Genomic DNA, 15,850 nt, shown 5'->3' with positions numbered 1-15,850 from the left:
GCTCAGTAAAGGCAGTGCTCGGGGCCGTGTCAAGCGTCGCCCCTTCCGATCTTCGGGCCGGGCGGTTACCATGCGATTAACTGAACGTCCGGTAGGTAATTCGGCGGGAGAGGTCGGACCTGATGGCATTGCTGCGCAGCTACGTCTCCGGGGAGTGGCACACGGCGGCGGACGAAGGCACCCCGCTGCACGACGCCGCCACCGGCGAAGAGGTCGCCCGGATCTCGTCGAAGGGGGTCGACTTCGCGGGCGCGCTGGAGTACGGCCGCCGGGTGGGCGGCCCGGCGCTGCGGGAGCTGACGTTCCACCAGCGCGCGGCCCTGCTGAAGGCGCTGGCTTCCCACCTGCGTGAACACCGCGAAGAGCTGTACGCGCTCTCCGCTCGCACCGGCGCCACGCTCGGTGACTCGAAGTTCGACATCGACGGCGGCATCGGCGTCCTGTTCAGCTACGCCTCGAAGGGCAAGCGCGAGCTGCCCAACGACACCGTCCACGTCGAGGGCAACGTTGAGCCGCTGTCGCGCGGGGGCACGTTCGTCGCCCAGCACATCGCGACCCCGTTGCGGGGCGTCGCGGTCCAGATCAACGCGTTCAACTTCCCGGTGTGGGGACCGCTGGAGAAGTTCGCGCCCGCGTTCCTCGCCGGGGTGCCGAGCCTGGTCAAGCCGGCCAGCTCGACGGCCTACCTGACCGCGCGGCTGGTCGAGCTGATCATCGAGTCGGGGATCCTGCCCGAGGGCTCGCTGCAGTTCGTCGCCGGCAGCGTCGGCGACCTCCTCGACCACGTCACCGCGCAGGACCTGGTGTCCTTCACCGGCTCGGCGTCGACGGCGCAGAAGCTGCGCGCGCACCCGGCGATCATCCGCAACGCCGTCCGGTTCAACGCCGAGGCCGACTCGCTGAACTGCTCGATCCTCGGTCCGGACGCACGGCCCGGGACGACCGAGTTCGACCTGTTCGTCAAGCAGCTGACCACCGAGATGACGGTCAAGGCGGGCCAGAAGTGCACCGCCATCCGCCGCGCGTTCGTCCCGGCCGCGCTGCTGGACGACGTCGCCGCGGCCGCGTCCGCGCGGCTCGCGAAGGTGACCGTCGGCAATCCGGCGTCCGAAGGCGTCCGGATGGGTGCGCTGGCCAGCCTGGAGCAGCGCGAAGAGGTCCGGCGGTCGCTGAAGGCACTGCTGGACGCCGGCAGCGTCGTCTTCGGCGACCCGGAGCACGTCGAGGTCGTGGACGCCGACGCCGAGCGTGGCGCCTTCATCTCCCCGGTGCTGCTCAAGGCCGACCCGGAGCGCACCGAACCGCACGAGGTCGAGGCGTTCGGCCCGGTCTCGACGCTGCTGCCGTACACGTCCACCGAGCAGGTCGTCGACTTCGCCGCGCGCGGCGGCGGCAGCCTGGCCGGGTCGATCGTCAGCGCGGACAAGGAGTTCGTCCGCGAGGTCGTCCTCGGCGCGGCGCCGTTCCACGGCCGCCTGCTGGTGCTGGACGCCGACGACGCGAAGGAGTCCACCGGCCACGGCTCGCCGATGCCGCAGCTGGTCCACGGCGGCCCCGGCCGCGCGGGCGGCGGCGAGGAGATGGGCGGCGTCCGCGGCGTGCTGCACCACATGCAGCGCACGGCCGTGCAGGGCTCGCCCGCGGTGCTGTCGGCGGTCACCGGCCGCTGGGTCACCGGCGCGCCGCGCACCGAAGGCGACGTCCACCCGTTCCGGAAGTCGCTGGCCGAGCTGCGCATCGGCGACTCGGTGACCGCCGGGCCGCGGACCGTGAGCCAGGAGGACGTCGACCACTTCGCCGAGTTCACCGGCGACACGTTCTACGCTCACACCGACCCCGAGGCGGCGGCCGCGAACCCGCTGTTCGGCGGGATCGTCGCGCACGGCTACCTGGTCGTCTCGTTCGCCGCGGGGTTGTTCGTCTCGCCCGAGCCGGGCCCGGTGCTGGCCAACTACGGCCTCGAGAACCTCCGCTTCCTGACCCCGGTCAAGGTCGGCGACTCGCTGACGGTGACGTTGACCGCCAAGCAGATCACCCCGCGGATCGACCAGGAGTACGGCGAGGTCCGCTGGGACGCCGACGTCACCAACGCCGAGGGCGAGTCCGTCGCGAAGTACGACGTCCTGACCCTGGTTTCGAAGGAGCAGCCGTGACCGCTGTGGCTTCGCTCGAAGAACACTTCGAGCACACCATCGAGCGCGACCAGCGCATCGAGCCGCGCGACTGGGTGCCCGAAGGCTACCGCAAGACGATGATCCGGCAGATCGCGCAGCACGCGCACTCGGAGATCATCGGCATGCAGCCGGAAGGCAACTGGATCACGCGGGCGCCGTCACTGCGGCGCAAGGCGATCCTGCTGGCCAAGGTCCAGGACGAGGCCGGCCACGGGCTCTACCTCTACTCGGCGGCGGCGACGCTGGGCGCGGACCGCGCGGACCTGACCGACAAGCTGATCACCGGCCGGCAGAAGTACTCGTCGATCTTCAACTACCCGACGCTGACCTTCGCCGACGTCGGCGTGATCGGCTGGCTGGTCGACGGCGCGGCGATCTGCAACCAGGTGCCGCTGTGCCGGTCGTCGTACGGGCCGTACGCGCGGGCGATGATCCGGATCTGCAAGGAGGAGTCCTTCCACCAGCGGCAGGGCTATGAACTGCTGATGACGATGATGCGCGGGACTTCGCAACAGCGTGAGATGGTCCAGGAGGCCGTGAACCGCTGGTGGTGGCCGTCGCTGATGATGTTCGGGCCGCCGGACGCCGATTCGCCGAACACCGCGCAGTCGATGGCGTGGAAGGTCAAGCGGCACACCAACGACGAGCTGCGGCAGCGGTTCGTGGACATGTCGGTGCCGCAGGCTGCCGCGTTGGGCGTCACCTTCCCGGATCCCGATCTCAGGTGGAACTCCGAGCGCGGGCACTACGACTTCGGCGCGGTCGACTGGGACGAGTTCAAGAACGTGCTGAAGGGCAACGGCCCGTGCAACGCGTCGCGGATCGAGCACCGGCGTCGCGCGCACGAAGACGGCGCCTGGGTCCGCGAAGCCGCGGTGGCGCACGCTGAGAAGAAGGGTTCGCGATGAAGCACGACTGGCCGTTGTACGAGGTGTTCGTCCGGGGCAAGCGCGGCCTGAACCACGTGCACGTCGGGTCGCTGCACGCGGCCGACGACCAGATGGCGCTGCACCACGCGCGTGACCTCTACACCCGCCGCAACGAGGGCGTGTCCATTTGGGTCGTGCGCGCCTCGGACATCACCGCGTCGTCGCCGGACGAGAAGGACCCGTTCTTCGCGCCGAGCGGTGACAAGGTCTACCGGCACCCGACGTTCTACGACATCCCCGAGGAGGTGCCGCACATATGAGTTTCGACAACGTCTACGAGTCGCTGACCGAGGAGAACGACGCCCGCTGGGCGTTCGGCACCGGCTTCGAGGATCCGCTGTCCGGAGTGGACACGTCGGTGCCGTCCGGGGTGGACGGTGCTCAGCTGGCCGCCTACTGCCTGATGCTGGGCGACGACGCGCTGATCTTCTCCCACCGGCTGCAGGAGTGGTGCACGAACGCGCCCGAGCTGGAGGACGAGGTCGCGATCGCGAACATCGCCCTCGACCTGCTCGGCCAGGCGCGGTTGCTGCTGGCACGGGCCGGCAAGGCTGACGGCTCTTCGCGCACCGAGGACTCTTTCGCGTTCTCGCGCGCCGAAAACGAGTTCCGCAACGTCCGGCTCGCGGAGCTGGGCGGCGGCCACTTCGGGCACCTGATCGCGCGGCTGTTCGTATTTTCGACGTGGCGGCTGGCGCTGCTGCAGCGGCTGGTGTCGTCGGTGGACCCGGTGCTGGTGGCCATCGCGGACAAGGGCGTCAAGGAGGTGACCTACCACCGCGACTACGCGGCGCAGTGGCTGGTCCGCCTCGGCGACGGGACCGAGCTGTCCCACTCGCGCATGCAGGAGGGGCTGGACGCGGTCTGGCCGTACGTCGGCGAGCTGTTCCGCACGCACCCCCTGGAGCTGGTGGACGCGGCTTCGCTGCGGCCGGAGTTCGACGCGGTGCTGGACCAGGCTTTCGCGGCTTCCACGCTTTCCCGTCCATCGGCCGGTGAACTGGCCGGCGTTTCGGGCCGGACCGGTCGCGACGGCGTCCACACCGAGCAGATGGGGTTCCTGCTGGCGGAGCTGCAGAGCGTCGCCCGCGCGATGCCGGACGCGAAATGGTGACGGCGCAAGCGGTCGCGGCGACGGTCACGGACCCCGAGCTGCCCATGCTGACCCTGGCCGACCTGGGTGTGCTGCGCTCGGTGTCCGAAGAGGACGGTCGCGTGGTCGTGGCGATCACCCCGACGTACACGGGCTGCCCGGCGATGGACACCATGCGCGACGACCTGGAGCACGCGCTGGTGTCGGCGGGCTACGCGGAGGTCGAGATCCGGACGCAGCTGACGCCGGCGTGGACGTCGGACTGGATTTCTTCCGCGGGCCGCGAAAAGCTGGCCGCGGCGGGCATCGCCCCACCAGGTGCGGCACCGCGGCGGTCGGGCCCGATCCCGCTGACGCTGTCGGCGCCGGTATCGCGGGTTTCCTGTCCGTTGTGCGGCTCTTTCGACACGGAGGAGCAGTCCCGCTTCGGCGCGACGGCGTGCAAGGCGCTGCGGCGCTGCCGTTCGTGCTCCGAGCCGTTCGAACACGTCAAGGAGATCTGAGGTGGCGTTCCATCCCCTGAAGGTCGCGGACGTCTCGCGGTTGTGCGACGACGCGGTAGCGGTGACGTTCGACGTGCCTGCTGGGTTGTCTTCCGAGTTCGACTTCAAGCCGGGTCAGTCGCTGACGTTGCGCCGTTCGATCGACGGCCGCGACGAGCGCCGCTCGTACTCGATCTGCGCCCCGGCGGGAGCGGCGCCTCGGGTGGGCGTCCGCCTGGTCCCGGACGGCTTGTTTTCGTCCTGGCTGGTCAACGAGGTCCGTCCCGGCGACACGATCGAGGTGGCGACACCGACGGGATCGTTCACCCCGGATCTGTCCGCGGGCGGTCACCACGTGCTGATCGCGGCGGGCTCGGGGATCACCCCGGTGCTGTCGATCGTGTCGTCGTTGCTGCGCTTTTCCGAGGCCACAGTGACGGTGCTGTACGGCAACCGCCGCACGGACACGGTGATGTTCGCGGACGAGCTGGCCGACCTGAAGGACAGCGCGCCCTCGCGGTTGGAACTGATCCACGTGCTGTCGCGCGAGCCGCGCGAGGCGGAGCTCTTCACGGGGCGGCTGGACGTGCCGAAGCTGCGTTCGCTGTTCTCGTCTTTGGTGCCGGTGTCCACTGTGGATCATTGGTGGCTGTGCGGCCCGTTCGAGATGGTTTCCGGTGCCCAGGAGCTGCTGACTTCCCTGGAGGTCCCGCGCGCACGGATCCACCAGGAGCTGTTCTACGTGGACACACCGCCGGAGCCGGTGGCCCACCTCGACCCGGCCGTGGCGGGGGAGTCGTCAGAGGTCCGCGTGGTCCTGGACGGCCGTTCGTCGACGATGACGTTGCCACGGTCGTCTTCGGTGCTGGACGGGGCGCAGAAGTTCCGGCCGGATTTGCCGTTCGCCTGCAAGGGCGGAGTGTGCGGGACGTGCCGGGCGCGGGTCACGGAGGGGAAGGTGGACTTGCGCCGGAACTTCGCACTGGAGGAGTCGGAGGTGGCGGCGGGGTTCGTGCTGACGTGCCAGTCGTACCCGGTATCGGAGGAAATCACCGTCGACTTCGACGCGTGAGCGTCGAGGACTTCAGGTCGGCGCCCATGGTGTCTTGATCGGTGGCATAAGGACGGACCACCACCTTCAGGGACGGCAGCCCCGCCCATTCGAGGATCTGTTTGCGCAGCTGCTCGGCTTCTCCCGGCGGTGCCCCGCGGACGACCAGTTCGACGCGTGGCGCAGTGGGCGGGAGGTTGCGCGCGAAGCGTCCGACGGCCCGGGCCGCAATGTCGAGTCCCTTGACCTCGGTGTCTTCGAGCCGTCCGGCGACGAGGATCTTCCAAGGTGCACCGGGCGGTGGAGCTGTGCAGGTGTGCTCGGCGACATCGAATCCGGGGACCAGGTCGTGGACCAGGACGTGCTTGTCGGGGGAAGGGTCGCGAAGGTAGCGGTTGTACAGCAGCAACCCGATGGTGATCGTGGCGTGCGCCGTGCGAGCGAGCCGGCGGCTCCACCCCGTCGCTGAAGAGGAGGATCGCCGCAAGTCGCGGATGGCCGAGTCAGAGGATGCGTCGCCGGCGCCGGCGGCGGGGTGGCTCGGTTACCTCGTCCTCCGGCGCGGTCTTCGGTTCCGCCGGCACCCGCGCCGCCGGGTCCGTCAGCCCCAGCATCTCCGCTGCCAGCTGCTGCGAACTCGCGAACATCCCGCTCGGTGCCTCGCTGGCCCGCCGCAGGGCTGCCGGGCGCAGCCGGTTGTACCCGCGGACCGTCACCGGGCGGCGCATCCGGAGCTCGTACGCCTTCTCCTCCGAAAGCTCCGCAGCCAGCTCTCGGTCCACCAAGATCGTGCCCGGGCGGGCCACCGATGTCAGGCGGGCCGCCAAGTTGACCACCGAGCCGTACACGTCCCCGAAGCGCGACAAGATCCGGCCCGAGGCCATTCCCGCGCGGACCGCCGGCAGGCTCTCGTCCGCTGAGGTGCGTTCCGTCAAGGTCAACGCGATCTCCGCCGCGTCGACCGCCGCGTCCGCGACGAACAGGACCTCGTCGCCGATCATCTTCACCACTCGGCCGTGGTGCTCGGCGATCACCTCCGTGGCCAGCGTCTCGAACGCGTCCAGGACCCGGCTCAGCTCTTCCTCGTCGATCTGGCGCGTCAGGCGCGTGTAGCCCACCATGTCGACGAAGCCGACCACCTCGGTGCGCGTCTCCACGTTGTCGCCCGCGGCCGCGAACGCCCGGCCCGCGTACGCCGCCAGGTGCCGGCGCCAGACGAAGTTCTGGACGCGCTCCAGCTCCGGCAGCAGCCGGTCGACCAGGCGCGCCACCTGGCGTTCGTTGCGGCCCAGCTCCGGCTGTTCGCGGACCAGCTCCCACAGCATGTCGACCTGCCACTCGGCCAGCCGCGACAGGTGCTGGCCGAGCGCGCGCGTCACCGGCACCTCGATGCTCGGGTCGATCAGTCCCGACTGGACCAGCTGGTCCGCCGTGCGCATCGCCTCGACGTCGGCGTCGGTGAAGACGACCTCGTCGTCGCGGACCGTCGCGAACCCCAGTGCGCGCCAAAGCCGGCGTGACCGTTCTTCGGGCACGCCGGCCTTTTCGGCCACTTCGAGCCGGGTGTACTTCCGCCTGCCGCCGAGCAGGACGCGCTCGAGCCGCTGCTGGAGCTCCTCGCTCGGGTCGGTCACCGGCTCAGGTCGTGTGGACGATCAGCACGTCCACGCCGGACTTGCGCGCCACCTCCGACGGCACCGAGCCCAGGATCCGGCCGGCGATCGTGTTCAGCCCGCGGTTGCCGACCACCAGCAGGTCGGCCTCGCGCTCGTGCACGACCTTGCGCAGCGAGTCGACGGGGTCGCCCTTGACCGCGACCGTGTCGATCTTCTCCGCGCCCGCCTTCGTCGCGCGGTCACGCGCCGACTGCAGCGTGTCCTCGGCCGGCGCCGAGCCGACGACCTGGTACGCCTCGTCGCCGAGGACGTCCTGGGCCTTGTCGACGTCGGACTTGCTGGCCGGGTAGTACGCACACGCGATGACGAGCGTGGCGCCCGCGTCGCCGGCCACCGCCGCCGCGCGGTCCACCGCCGCGAACGAGGACTCCGAGCCGTCCGTGCCCACCACCACGGTCCGATATGCCGCACCCATGCGCAAAACCTCCAGGTGATCCCGCGTGAGCAGGGACGATAGCCGGTCGGTTCCGACCGCGCAGGCTCGTCCGCGCCCGTGTCGGGTGGAAGGTTACTCGCCAGTCGCTTTCTGCGCTCCGCTCGCCCGCGGCGCGGGCTTGGGAGCCGGTTTGGGGGCCTGCTTCGGCTTCGTGACGTCGGACGCCTTGATCCGGATCGTCTCCTCGACGTCGCCCACCGGCGCCGTCTTCCCGGTGTCGGCCTTCAGGTCTTCCGCCTTCAGATCGGCCGTGACGTCCGCGGGGACCTTGACCTCGTCGCCGAGGACGGTGTGCGCCTCGGCCAGCACCGCCCGCGCCGCGCGGACCTGCTCGGCGAGCCCGCCGCGCACCTTCCGCAGCGCGTCGACGCGCTCGTTGGCCTGGGTGATCCGCCGGTTCGACTCCTCGGTCGCCGTCGTCACGCGGCGCCGCGCCTCGTCGGCGGCCTCCGCGAGCCGGGCGTTCGCCTCGGTGATCGAGTCCTGACGGCGCTTGTTCGCCTCCGCGACGGACTCGCGCTGACGGCGGTCGATGTCCGCCTTCGCGGCCTTCTCCTCTTCGAGGACCTTCGCGCGGATGTCGGCGGCGTCCTGCGTCGCCTCCTGGACGCGGCGGGCGGCCTCGGCCTTGCTCGCGGCCTCCTGCTCGGCCAGCACCCGCATCGCCTCGGTGCGGCGCGAGGCCATCGCGATCTCGAAGTCCTCTTCGACCTTCGTGCGGCGGTCCGACGACTCGGTGTCGAGCCGCGTGCGCTCCGCCTCGGCCTCGTCAGTGATCTTCTTGGCCTCGGCGCGGGCGTCCTCGAGCACCTTGCGGTGCTCCGCCTCCATCTCCTTGCGGCGCAGGTCGAGCTCGGTGAGCAGCTGCTCGTAGCGGGCGCGCATGGCGCTCGCGTCCGTCTCGGCCTTGGCCCGGATGTGGCCGGCCTCGGCCTCGGCGCGGGCGCGCGTGTCGGCGGACTCGTCCTGCGCGAGGCGCAGCATCCGCTGAAGTCGTTCGGAGAGGCCTTCGACGCTCGTCGGCGGCTGGGCGAGGCGGTCGACCTGCCCACGCAGGTCCGCGATCTCGCCGCGCGCGATCTCCAGCTGCCGGGCCAGGTCGCCGGCCTGCGCGATGGCCGCGTCCCGGTCGGCGGTGAGCATCTTGAGGTCGGCGTCCAGCCGTTCGAGGTGCTCGTCGACCTGCGCTCGGCTGTACCCGCGCTTCGCCACGTCGAAGCCGGCTCCCAGCGGCACAAGCTCCCGTTCATCGCCAAGGCTCATGGGCCTACCGTAGTCGCAGCCGGGTCACGGAAGGGTGAGCACCCGTGCGGTGCGCCGAACGTGCCGTGTGGTGCGGCGGGAGGAACTGGCCCGATCGGGCCGGACCCCGGCGGTTTCCACCACCGGGGTCCGGCTCGACGGCGCGGCTCAGGCGCCGCGGAACGCGTTGATCCCCTCGATGTGCTTCGCGCGCTTCTCCTCGTCGCGGACGCCGAGGCCCTCCTGCGGGGCGAGCGCGAGCACGCCGACCTTGCCCTGGTGGGCGTTGCGGTGGACGTCCAGCGCGGCCTGCCCGGTGTCTTCGAGCGCGTACGTCTTCGACAGCGTCGGGTGGATCAGGCCCTTCGCGATCAGCCGGTTGGCCTCCCACGACTCGCGGTAGTTCGCGAAGTGGGAGCCGATGATCCGCTTGAGGTTCATCCACAGGTAGCGGTTGTCGTACTGGTGCATGTACCCCGAGGTAGACGCGCACGTGACGATCGTGCCGCCCTTGCGCGCGGCGTAGACGGACGCGCCGAACGTCTCGCGGCCCGGGTGCTCGAACACGATGTCCGGGTCGTCGCCGCCGGTCAGCTCGCGGATCTTCGCCCCGAAGCGCTGCCACTCCTTCGGGTCCTGCTCGGTCTCGCTCTTCCAGAACTTGTAGTCCTCGGCGCTGCGGTCGATGATCAGCTCGGCGCCGAGCTTGCGGCAGATCGCGGCCTTCTCCGGGCTGGACACGACGCAGACGGGGATCGCGCCGCCGTTCAGCGCGTACTGCGTCGCGTAGGAGCCGAGGCCGCCGGACGCGCCCCAGATCAGGACGACGTCACCCTGCTTCATGTCCGCGCCGTTGCGCGAGACGAGCTGGCGGTAGGCGGTGGAGTTGACCAGGCCGGGGGAGGCGGCTTCCTCCCAGGTCAGGTGGTCCGGCTTCGGCATCAGCTGGTTGGCCTTGACCAGCGCGACCTCGGCGAGCCCGCCGAAGTTCGTCTCGAAGCCCCAGATCCGCTGCTCGGTGTCGAGCATCGTGTCGTTGTGCCCGTCCGGGCCTTCGAGCTCGACGTTCAGGCAGTGCGCGACGACCTCGTCGCCCGGCTTCCAGTTGTGCACGCCGACGCCGGTCCGCAGCACGACGCCGGACAGGTCCGAGCCGACGACGTGGTAGGGCAGGTCGTGCCGCTTGGCCAGCGGCGAGAGCTTCCCGTACTTCTTGAGGAACTTGAAGGTGGGGATCGGTTCGAAGATCGACGTCCACACGGTGTTGTAGTTGATGGCGCTGGCCATCACGGCGACCAGCGCCTCGCCCGGGCCCAGCTCGGGGACGGGCACGTCGTCGACGTGCAGCGACTTGCGCGGGTCCTTGTCCCGGCTCTCGAGGCCCTCGAACATGTCGACCTCGTCGGCGTGGACGGTCACCCCGCGGTAGCTCTCAGGCACGGGCAAGGACCCGACCGCGGCGGATTCGCCGTTCAGGATGGCTTGCTGGATCTCGCCGAGCTGCGTCATCGGTTCCTCCGCGGAGATGGGGGTCAACGGCGTTGGCGGCAGAAATTACTCGCCGGTAACTCGCGGACACAACTGTACGAGACGGAGGGCACGATTACACGTCGAACTGTGACCGATCAGTCTTGACCGGCCGGCCAGTCAAGCGGATCATCGGCCGTGGGTACACCCACCCGACCAGCAGTTTCACCGACGGAGGTGAGCACGAATGAGTGAAGTCTCTACGCGCGCCTGGGCCCGGCCGCACGATTGGGCCGAGGTCGTCATCGGGGTGGTCGCCGCTCTTTCACCCCTTTGGCTGAGCACGGACACGACCGCGATGTGGACGATGGTCATCTTGGGCGCCTTGATCGCACTCGACGGCCTGGTCTCACTGGCGATGCCGGGCATGGTCTACGGCGAAGGCATCCAGATCGCGCTCGGCGTGCTGCTCTTCATCGCGCCGTGGGTGATGGGGTACACCGAGTTCAACGGCGCTTCCTGGACGTCCTGGGTCGCCGGGGTGCTGACGGTCATCGCCGGCGCGGCAGCCATGCCGGTCGCGAACGCCGCGCACCGCACCGCCGGCCAGCACTGAGTCATCGAGGCACTGACGCCGCAGGAGGCACGCATGACCGAGGATTCGGCGAAGGAGCGCATCCTCTGCGCCGCCGAGGCGCTCTTCGCCGAGTCCGGCTTCGACGCCACCCCGACCTCCCGCATCGCGGAGCAGGCCGGGGTGCCGAAGGGGCTGGTGCACTACTACTTCCGGCACAAGGCGGACCTGCTCACCGCGCTCGTCGAGCGGCTGCCCGACGAGCGCATCGAGCCGGCCGTGGTCGTCGTCCCCGGCGACCTGGCGGGCAGCCTGCGGCGCCTCGTCCGCGAACTCGACCACCGCTTCAGCCGGTCGCTCGGGCTCTCGCACCTGCTGTGGCGCGAAGCCGACACCCACCACGTCGTCCGCGACGCCCTCCACGAGCGCTTCCAGGTGCTCGTGCGCCAGGTCCGCGCGGTGATCCTGGCGGCGACGGGCGGCGTCCTGCCCCCGGCCGACGTCGACCGCGCGTCGGGTCTGCTGGCCCGCGCGGTCAGCCACCGGCACGCGACGGCCCGCCATTCGGACGACGACCTGCCCGCCGAGTTCGACGGCGAGCTGACGTTCATCGCCGACGCCCTCGTTTCGAAGACGGCGCCTGCTTAGCGCTTTTGTCACCGGCGCGCGGCTCGCGCGGGCCGGAGTTGTTGCGCCCGAACGGGTTCGCGTCAGTGCGCGGTGCCGTCCTTCGCCGGCTCCACCAGCTCCACCAGGACGCCGCCCGCGTCCTTCGGGTGGACGAAGTTCACCCGGCTGTTGGACGTCCCGCGCTTCGCCGCCTCGTACAGCAGGCGCAGGCCCTGCTCGCGCAGGGCGGCCGCCGCCGCGTCCACATCGGACACGCGGTACGCCAGCTGCTGCAGGCCCGGGCCGCTCTTGGCCAGGAACTTGCCGATCGCCGAGTCGTCGCGCAGCGGGGCCAGCAGCTGGATCTGCGTCTCCGTGCCCGCCGTGCCGGGCGCGCGCAGCATCGCCTCGCGCACCCCCTGCTCTTCGTTCACCTCCTCGTGCGCCACTTCCAGGCCGAAGTGCGTGCGGTGGAACTCGATGGCCGCGTCCAGGTCCGGGACCGCGATGCCGACGTGGTCGATGGCCGTCACGAACGGCCGCAGGGCGTCATTCATGGAGGCAGGATAGGGCGCTCCCGACGGGCGTCGACCCCGATTCTTCGCGTGCCCCGCCTCACACTGGCTCCATCAAGAAGCCCACCCTCCGGGTATGGTCGGAAAAACTGCCCATGCGCCGATGCTTGGAGGACGCCGTGTCCGGTTCCGTGATCCTGGGTGCCGCCCGTACACCGATCGGGCGCCTGCTCGGATCCCTCAAGGACTTCACGGGGGCACAGCTGGGCGGGGTCGCGATCAAGGCGGCCCTCGAACGCGCCGGGGTCGCCCCGGACGCGGTGCAGTACACGATCATGGGCCAGGTGCTGACCGCCGGCGCCGGCCAGATCCCCGCGCGCCAGGCCGCGGTCGCCGCGGGCATCCCGATGAGCGTGCCCGCGCTGACGATCAACAAGGTCTGCCTCTCCGGCCTCGACGCCATCGCGCTCGCCGACCAGCTGATCCGCGCGGGCGAGTTCGACCTCGTCGTCGCCGGCGGCCAGGAGTCGATGACCCAGGCGCCGCACCTGCTCCCGAAGTCCCGCTCCGGCTTCAAGTACGGCGACACCACGCTCGTCGACCACATGGCCTACGACGGTCTCTTCTGCGCCTTCGACCAGGTCGCCATGGGCGCCTCGACGGAGAAGTACAACTCCCGCTACGGCGTCACCCGCGAGCAGCAGGACGCGTTCTCCGCCCGCTCGCACCAGCGCGCCGCCGAGGCGATCAAGAACGGCTACTTCGCCGACGAGATCGCGCCGGTCTCCATCCCGCAGCGCAAGGGCGACCCGGTCGTCTTCGACACCGACGAGGGCGTCCGCGCCGACACCACCGCCGAAGGCCTCGCGAAGCTGCGTCCCGCCTTCGCCTCCGACGGCACCATCACCGCGGGCTCGGCGTCGCAGATCTCCGACGGCGCCGCCGCGGTCGTCGTGGCCAGCAAGGCGAAGGCCGAGGAGCTCGGCCTGACGCCGATCGCCGAGATCGGTGCGCACGGCGTCGTTTCCGGGCCGGACGCGAGCCTGCACGAGCAGCCGTCCAACGCCATCCTCGCCGCGCTGGCGAAGGCGAAGCTCGGCGCCGACGCGCTCGACCTCGTCGAGATCAACGAGGCCTTCGCCGCCGTCGGGCTGGTTTCGACCGAGAAGCTCGGCCTCGACCCGGAGAAGGTCAACGTCAACGGAGGTGCCATCGCTCTCGGCCACCCGATCGGCGCGTCCGGTGCCCGCCTCGCCGTGCACCTCATCCACGAGCTGCGCCGCCGCGGTGGCGGGCTCGGCGCGGCCGCGCTGTGCGGTGGCGGCGGCCAGGGCGACGCCCTCCTGCTGCGGGTGCCGTCCGCGTAAGTGGCCGGTGAACTCGACCTCGACGACCTGGTCGGCCGCGCGCGGGACGGGCAGCACCGTGCCGTCGCGCGGCTGCTGTCGCTCGTCGAGGACGCCCATCCCCGCGTCGCCGAGATCGCGCGGGCGCTGACCCCGCACACCGGGCGGGCCCGGGTCGTCGGGCTCACCGGTCCGCCGGGCGTCGGCAAGTCGACCTCGACGTCGGCGCTGCTCACCGCGTTGCGCGCGGAGGGCAAGCGGGTCGGGGTGCTCGCGATCGACCCGTCTTCGCCGTTTTCGGGCGGTGCCCTGCTCGGTGATCGGATCCGGATGACCGAGCACGCCACCGACCCCGGCGTGTTCATCCGCTCGATGGCCACCCGCGGGCACCTCGGCGGGCTGTCGTGGGCGACCCCGCAGGCGGTGCGCGTGCTCGACGCCGCCGGCTTCGACGTGGTGCTGATCGAGACCGTCGGCGTCGGACAGTCCGAAGTGGACGTCGTGAAGCTGGCCGACACCACGGTGGTGCTGCTCGCGCCGGGGATGGGCGACGGGATCCAGGCCGCGAAGGCCGGGGTGCTGGAGATCGCCGACGTGTTCGTCGTGAACAAGGCCGACCGCGAGGGCGCCGACGCGACGGTGCACGACCTCAAGCAGATGATCTCGCTGGCGCGCCGCGAGATCCGGGGCGCGAGCTGGCGCCAGCCGATCGTGCGGACGGTCGCGGCCAAGGGTGAAGGGGTCGACGAGGTGGTGGCGGCGCTGGCCGCCCACCACGACTGGCTGGTGGCGCACGACGAGCTGGCCCGGCGCCGGATCGCCCGGGCGCGCGACGAGGTGGAGGCGATCGCCGTGCGGCGGTTGCGGGCCGAGCTGGCCGACCTGCGGGGTGGTGGGCGGCTGGCCGGGGTGGCCGAGCGGGTGGTGGCGCGGGAGATCGATCCGTTCGCTGCTGCGGATGCGCTGATCGCGGATCTGCGGGGTTGAGGTTTCGCCTCGCGGGGGCTGGTTGGTGGGGTGGTCGTGGGGCCAGGGGTTTGCCGCGCGGGGCTGATCGGCAGGGCGGTCGTGGATCTGCGGCGCTGATGCCTCGCCGCGTGGTGACAGCCGGCCGCGGATTTGCGGGGCGGGCGGGAAGAGTCTGCGCTGGCGGGCGGTCTGCGGAGGCTGTCGCCGCTTCCGGACTGCCACCGCGATCCCGACCAGCAGTGAAAAGGCCGTCGCCGCAATGGTTCTTCGGCGGTTTGCCATGACTTCCCCCTTCTTGGTGCGGCGGGTTTGCCGCGTGATCCACATCGTGCGCCGGGGGTCCGACAATTTCCGGGGTTCCGGCCTTCCGATTCACCCGATGGGCTGACAGGGGCGACTTTCGCCGGTTATTCCTGTCGGTGGCGGGCCCTAGACTGCGGGACGCTCCGGAACCGGGCGATCACTGGGAGGGCGTGCAGGATGAAGAAGACACTCGTCACCGCGCTGGCGGCCGGCGCGTTGTTCGTGGCGGGCAACGGCGTCGCCACCGCGGCCGATGCGCCGCCGCCGAAGACGACGCACGGGCCGTGCCAGTACACCGAAACGCCGGATGAGCCGGCTTCGCGGCCGGTGCCGTTGCCGCCCGATCCGCGGCACACGCCGAGCCGCGGGAAGGTGGACGTCGCGGTTCCGACCAGTCAGGGCGCGCTGCCGCTGACGCTCGATCGCGCGAAGGCGCCGTGCACCGTGCAGAGCTTCCTGCACCTGGCGCGGCACCGGTTCTACGACCACACGGTGTGCCACCGGCTGACCGCGTACCCGACGTTGAAGGTCCTGCAGTGCGGCGACCCGAGCGCCACCGGGGAGGGCGGGCCGGGGTACAAGTACAAGGACGAGCTGCCGGTGGACCTGCCGCCGGCGCCGACCGATCCGACCGGCGCGCGCCGGGTGTACGCGCGCGGGTTGCTGGCGATGGCCAACGCCGGGCCGGACACGAACGGTTCGCAGTTCTTCGTCGTGTACGGCGATTCCGCGCTGCGGCCGAACTACACGGTCTTCGGCACGGTCGGGGCCGAAGGGCTGAAGACGCTCGACAAGGTGGCCGCCGGGGGGATCCAGCCGACCGCGGAGGATCCCGCGCCGGTCGATGGGACGCCGGTGCTGCGGACGGAACTGATCCGGGTCCGGCCCGGCTGCTGGTTCTGACGGTGACCGCGGGCCGCTCCGGTGGGGCGGCCCGCGGACGGCCGGGCGGGCGGCGGTTTTTGGAGGGCCGGAGTGAGGGCG

At 70.8% G+C, this 15,850-nt stretch carries 17 protein-coding genes; 11 read left to right on the top strand and 6 right to left on the bottom strand.

Annotated elements, in window-relative coordinates; translation table 11 throughout:
* Positions 1-122 precede the first annotated feature (122 nt).
* The 6 genes from paaZ to paaE are packed head-to-tail and all read left to right on the top strand — an operon-like array spanning position 123 to position 5,750.
* A complete protein-coding gene (gene paaZ, locus ACERZO_RS44130; RefSeq protein ID WP_372671952.1) occupies positions 123-2,153 on the top strand; it encodes a phenylacetic acid degradation bifunctional protein PaaZ in 2,031 nt (676 codons plus the stop codon).
* Positions 2,150-3,082, top strand: a complete 933-nt coding sequence (gene paaA, locus ACERZO_RS44125; RefSeq protein WP_372671951.1) for a 1,2-phenylacetyl-CoA epoxidase subunit PaaA — start codon at positions 2,150-2,152, stop codon at positions 3,080-3,082. Before paaZ ends, paaA begins: the two co-directional genes overlap by 4 nt.
* Complete coding sequence (gene paaB / locus ACERZO_RS44120; RefSeq protein WP_043792750.1) at positions 3,079-3,363, top strand: 1,2-phenylacetyl-CoA epoxidase subunit PaaB; 285 nt, start codon at positions 3,079-3,081, stop codon at positions 3,361-3,363. The genes paaA and paaB overlap by 4 nt, the downstream gene beginning before the upstream one ends.
* Positions 3,360-4,217, top strand: coding sequence for a 1,2-phenylacetyl-CoA epoxidase subunit PaaC (paaC, locus tag ACERZO_RS44115; protein ID WP_372671950.1), 858 nt, complete (start codon positions 3,360-3,362; stop codon positions 4,215-4,217). Before paaB ends, paaC begins: the two co-directional genes overlap by 4 nt.
* Positions 4,211-4,699, top strand: a complete 489-nt coding sequence (paaD, locus tag ACERZO_RS44110; RefSeq protein ID WP_372671949.1) for a 1,2-phenylacetyl-CoA epoxidase subunit PaaD — start codon at positions 4,211-4,213, stop codon at positions 4,697-4,699. The genes paaC and paaD overlap by 7 nt, the downstream gene beginning before the upstream one ends.
* 1 nt (position 4,700) lies before the next feature.
* A complete protein-coding gene (gene paaE / locus ACERZO_RS44105) occupies positions 4,701-5,750 on the top strand; it encodes a 1,2-phenylacetyl-CoA epoxidase subunit PaaE (protein WP_372671948.1) in 1,050 nt (349 codons plus the stop codon).
* Here the strand turns inward: paaE and ACERZO_RS44100 are convergent.
* From ACERZO_RS44100 to ccrA, 5 genes are all read right to left on the bottom strand, one after another.
* On the bottom strand, positions 5,728-6,216 hold the full coding sequence (locus ACERZO_RS44100) for a hypothetical protein (RefSeq protein ID WP_372671947.1): 489 nt from the start codon (positions 6,214-6,216) through the stop codon (positions 5,728-5,730). The genes paaE and ACERZO_RS44100 overlap by 23 nt on opposite strands.
* A 16-nt stretch (positions 6,217-6,232) precedes the next feature.
* Positions 6,233-7,363 carry an adenylate/guanylate cyclase domain-containing protein gene (locus tag ACERZO_RS44095; protein ID WP_372671946.1) on the bottom strand — a complete coding sequence of 377 codons (1,131 nt, stop codon included), beginning with the start codon at positions 7,361-7,363 and terminating at the stop codon, positions 6,233-6,235.
* A 4-nt stretch (positions 7,364-7,367) separates the two neighbouring features.
* Complete coding sequence (locus ACERZO_RS44090; RefSeq protein WP_364457711.1) at positions 7,368-7,820, bottom strand: universal stress protein; 453 nt, start codon at positions 7,818-7,820, stop codon at positions 7,368-7,370.
* A 93-nt stretch (positions 7,821-7,913) separates the two neighbouring features.
* Positions 7,914-9,077, bottom strand: a complete 1,164-nt coding sequence (locus ACERZO_RS44085; RefSeq protein WP_372671971.1) for a chromosome segregation protein — start codon at positions 9,075-9,077, stop codon at positions 7,914-7,916.
* A gap of 174 nt (positions 9,078-9,251) precedes the next feature.
* Positions 9,252-10,592 (bottom strand): crotonyl-CoA carboxylase/reductase, encoded by a 1,341-nt coding sequence (ccrA, locus tag ACERZO_RS44080; RefSeq protein ID WP_372671945.1) that lies wholly within the window; start codon positions 10,590-10,592, stop codon positions 9,252-9,254.
* A gap of 205 nt (positions 10,593-10,797) precedes the next feature.
* On the opposite strand from ccrA, the gene ACERZO_RS44075 reads away from it, so the two are divergent.
* Entirely contained in the window at positions 10,798-11,166 is a 369-nt protein-coding gene (locus ACERZO_RS44075) for an SPW repeat domain-containing protein (RefSeq protein WP_372671944.1), read from the top strand.
* Positions 11,167-11,199: 33 nt separating this feature from the next.
* A complete protein-coding gene (locus ACERZO_RS44070) occupies positions 11,200-11,772 on the top strand; it encodes a TetR/AcrR family transcriptional regulator (RefSeq protein WP_372671943.1) in 573 nt (190 codons plus the stop codon).
* 62 nt (positions 11,773-11,834) lie between these two features.
* Here ACERZO_RS44070 and mce read toward each other — a convergent pair whose 3' ends face one another.
* Positions 11,835-12,290 carry a methylmalonyl-CoA epimerase gene (gene mce / locus ACERZO_RS44065; RefSeq protein WP_364457701.1) on the bottom strand — a complete coding sequence of 152 codons (456 nt, stop codon included), beginning with the start codon at positions 12,288-12,290 and terminating at the stop codon, positions 11,835-11,837.
* Positions 12,291-12,427: 137 nt separating this feature from the next.
* Between mce and ACERZO_RS44060 the strand changes: the two genes are divergently transcribed.
* From ACERZO_RS44060 to ACERZO_RS44050, 3 genes are all read left to right on the top strand, one after another.
* Positions 12,428-13,615, top strand: coding sequence for an acetyl-CoA C-acetyltransferase (locus ACERZO_RS44060; RefSeq protein ID WP_372671942.1), 1,188 nt, complete (start codon positions 12,428-12,430; stop codon positions 13,613-13,615).
* Positions 13,616-14,581: a methylmalonyl Co-A mutase-associated GTPase MeaB gene (gene meaB / locus ACERZO_RS44055; RefSeq protein ID WP_372671941.1), complete on the top strand. Its 966-nt coding sequence runs from the start codon at positions 13,616-13,618 to the stop codon at positions 14,579-14,581.
* Positions 14,582-15,043: 462 nt separating this feature from the next.
* A complete protein-coding gene (locus ACERZO_RS44050) occupies positions 15,044-15,769 on the top strand; it encodes a peptidylprolyl isomerase (RefSeq protein WP_372671940.1) in 726 nt (241 codons plus the stop codon).
* The last annotated feature ends 81 nt before the right edge of the window (positions 15,770-15,850 follow it).

The organism is Amycolatopsis kentuckyensis, assembly GCF_041679295.1.
Lineage (GTDB): Bacteria > Actinomycetota > Actinomycetes > Mycobacteriales > Pseudonocardiaceae > Amycolatopsis > Amycolatopsis kentuckyensis_A.
The sequence above is the reverse complement of the archived record's forward strand: the minus strand, read 5'-3'. Positions and strand labels throughout refer to the sequence as shown.

Coding starts and splice junctions, on each gene's coding strand:
- ACERZO_RS44090 (WP_364457711.1), bottom strand. CDS start 7,820: ATGGGTGCGGCATATCGGACCGTGGTGGTGGGCACGGACGGCTCGGAG.
- paaD (WP_372671949.1), top strand. CDS start 4,211: ATGGTGACGGCGCAAGCGGTCGCGGCGACGGTCACGGACCCCGAGCTG.
- paaC (WP_372671950.1), top strand. CDS start 3,360: ATGAGTTTCGACAACGTCTACGAGTCGCTGACCGAGGAGAACGACGCC.
- paaB (WP_043792750.1), top strand. CDS start 3,079: ATGAAGCACGACTGGCCGTTGTACGAGGTGTTCGTCCGGGGCAAGCGC.
- mce (WP_364457701.1), bottom strand. CDS start 12,290: ATGAATGACGCCCTGCGGCCGTTCGTGACGGCCATCGACCACGTCGGC.
- paaZ (WP_372671952.1), top strand. CDS start 123: ATGGCATTGCTGCGCAGCTACGTCTCCGGGGAGTGGCACACGGCGGCG.
- ACERZO_RS44075 (WP_372671944.1), top strand. CDS start 10,798: ATGAGTGAAGTCTCTACGCGCGCCTGGGCCCGGCCGCACGATTGGGCC.
- ACERZO_RS44050 (WP_372671940.1), top strand. CDS start 15,044: ATGAAGAAGACACTCGTCACCGCGCTGGCGGCCGGCGCGTTGTTCGTG.
- ccrA (WP_372671945.1), bottom strand. CDS start 10,592: ATGACGCAGCTCGGCGAGATCCAGCAAGCCATCCTGAACGGCGAATCC.
- ACERZO_RS44070 (WP_372671943.1), top strand. CDS start 11,200: ATGACCGAGGATTCGGCGAAGGAGCGCATCCTCTGCGCCGCCGAGGCG.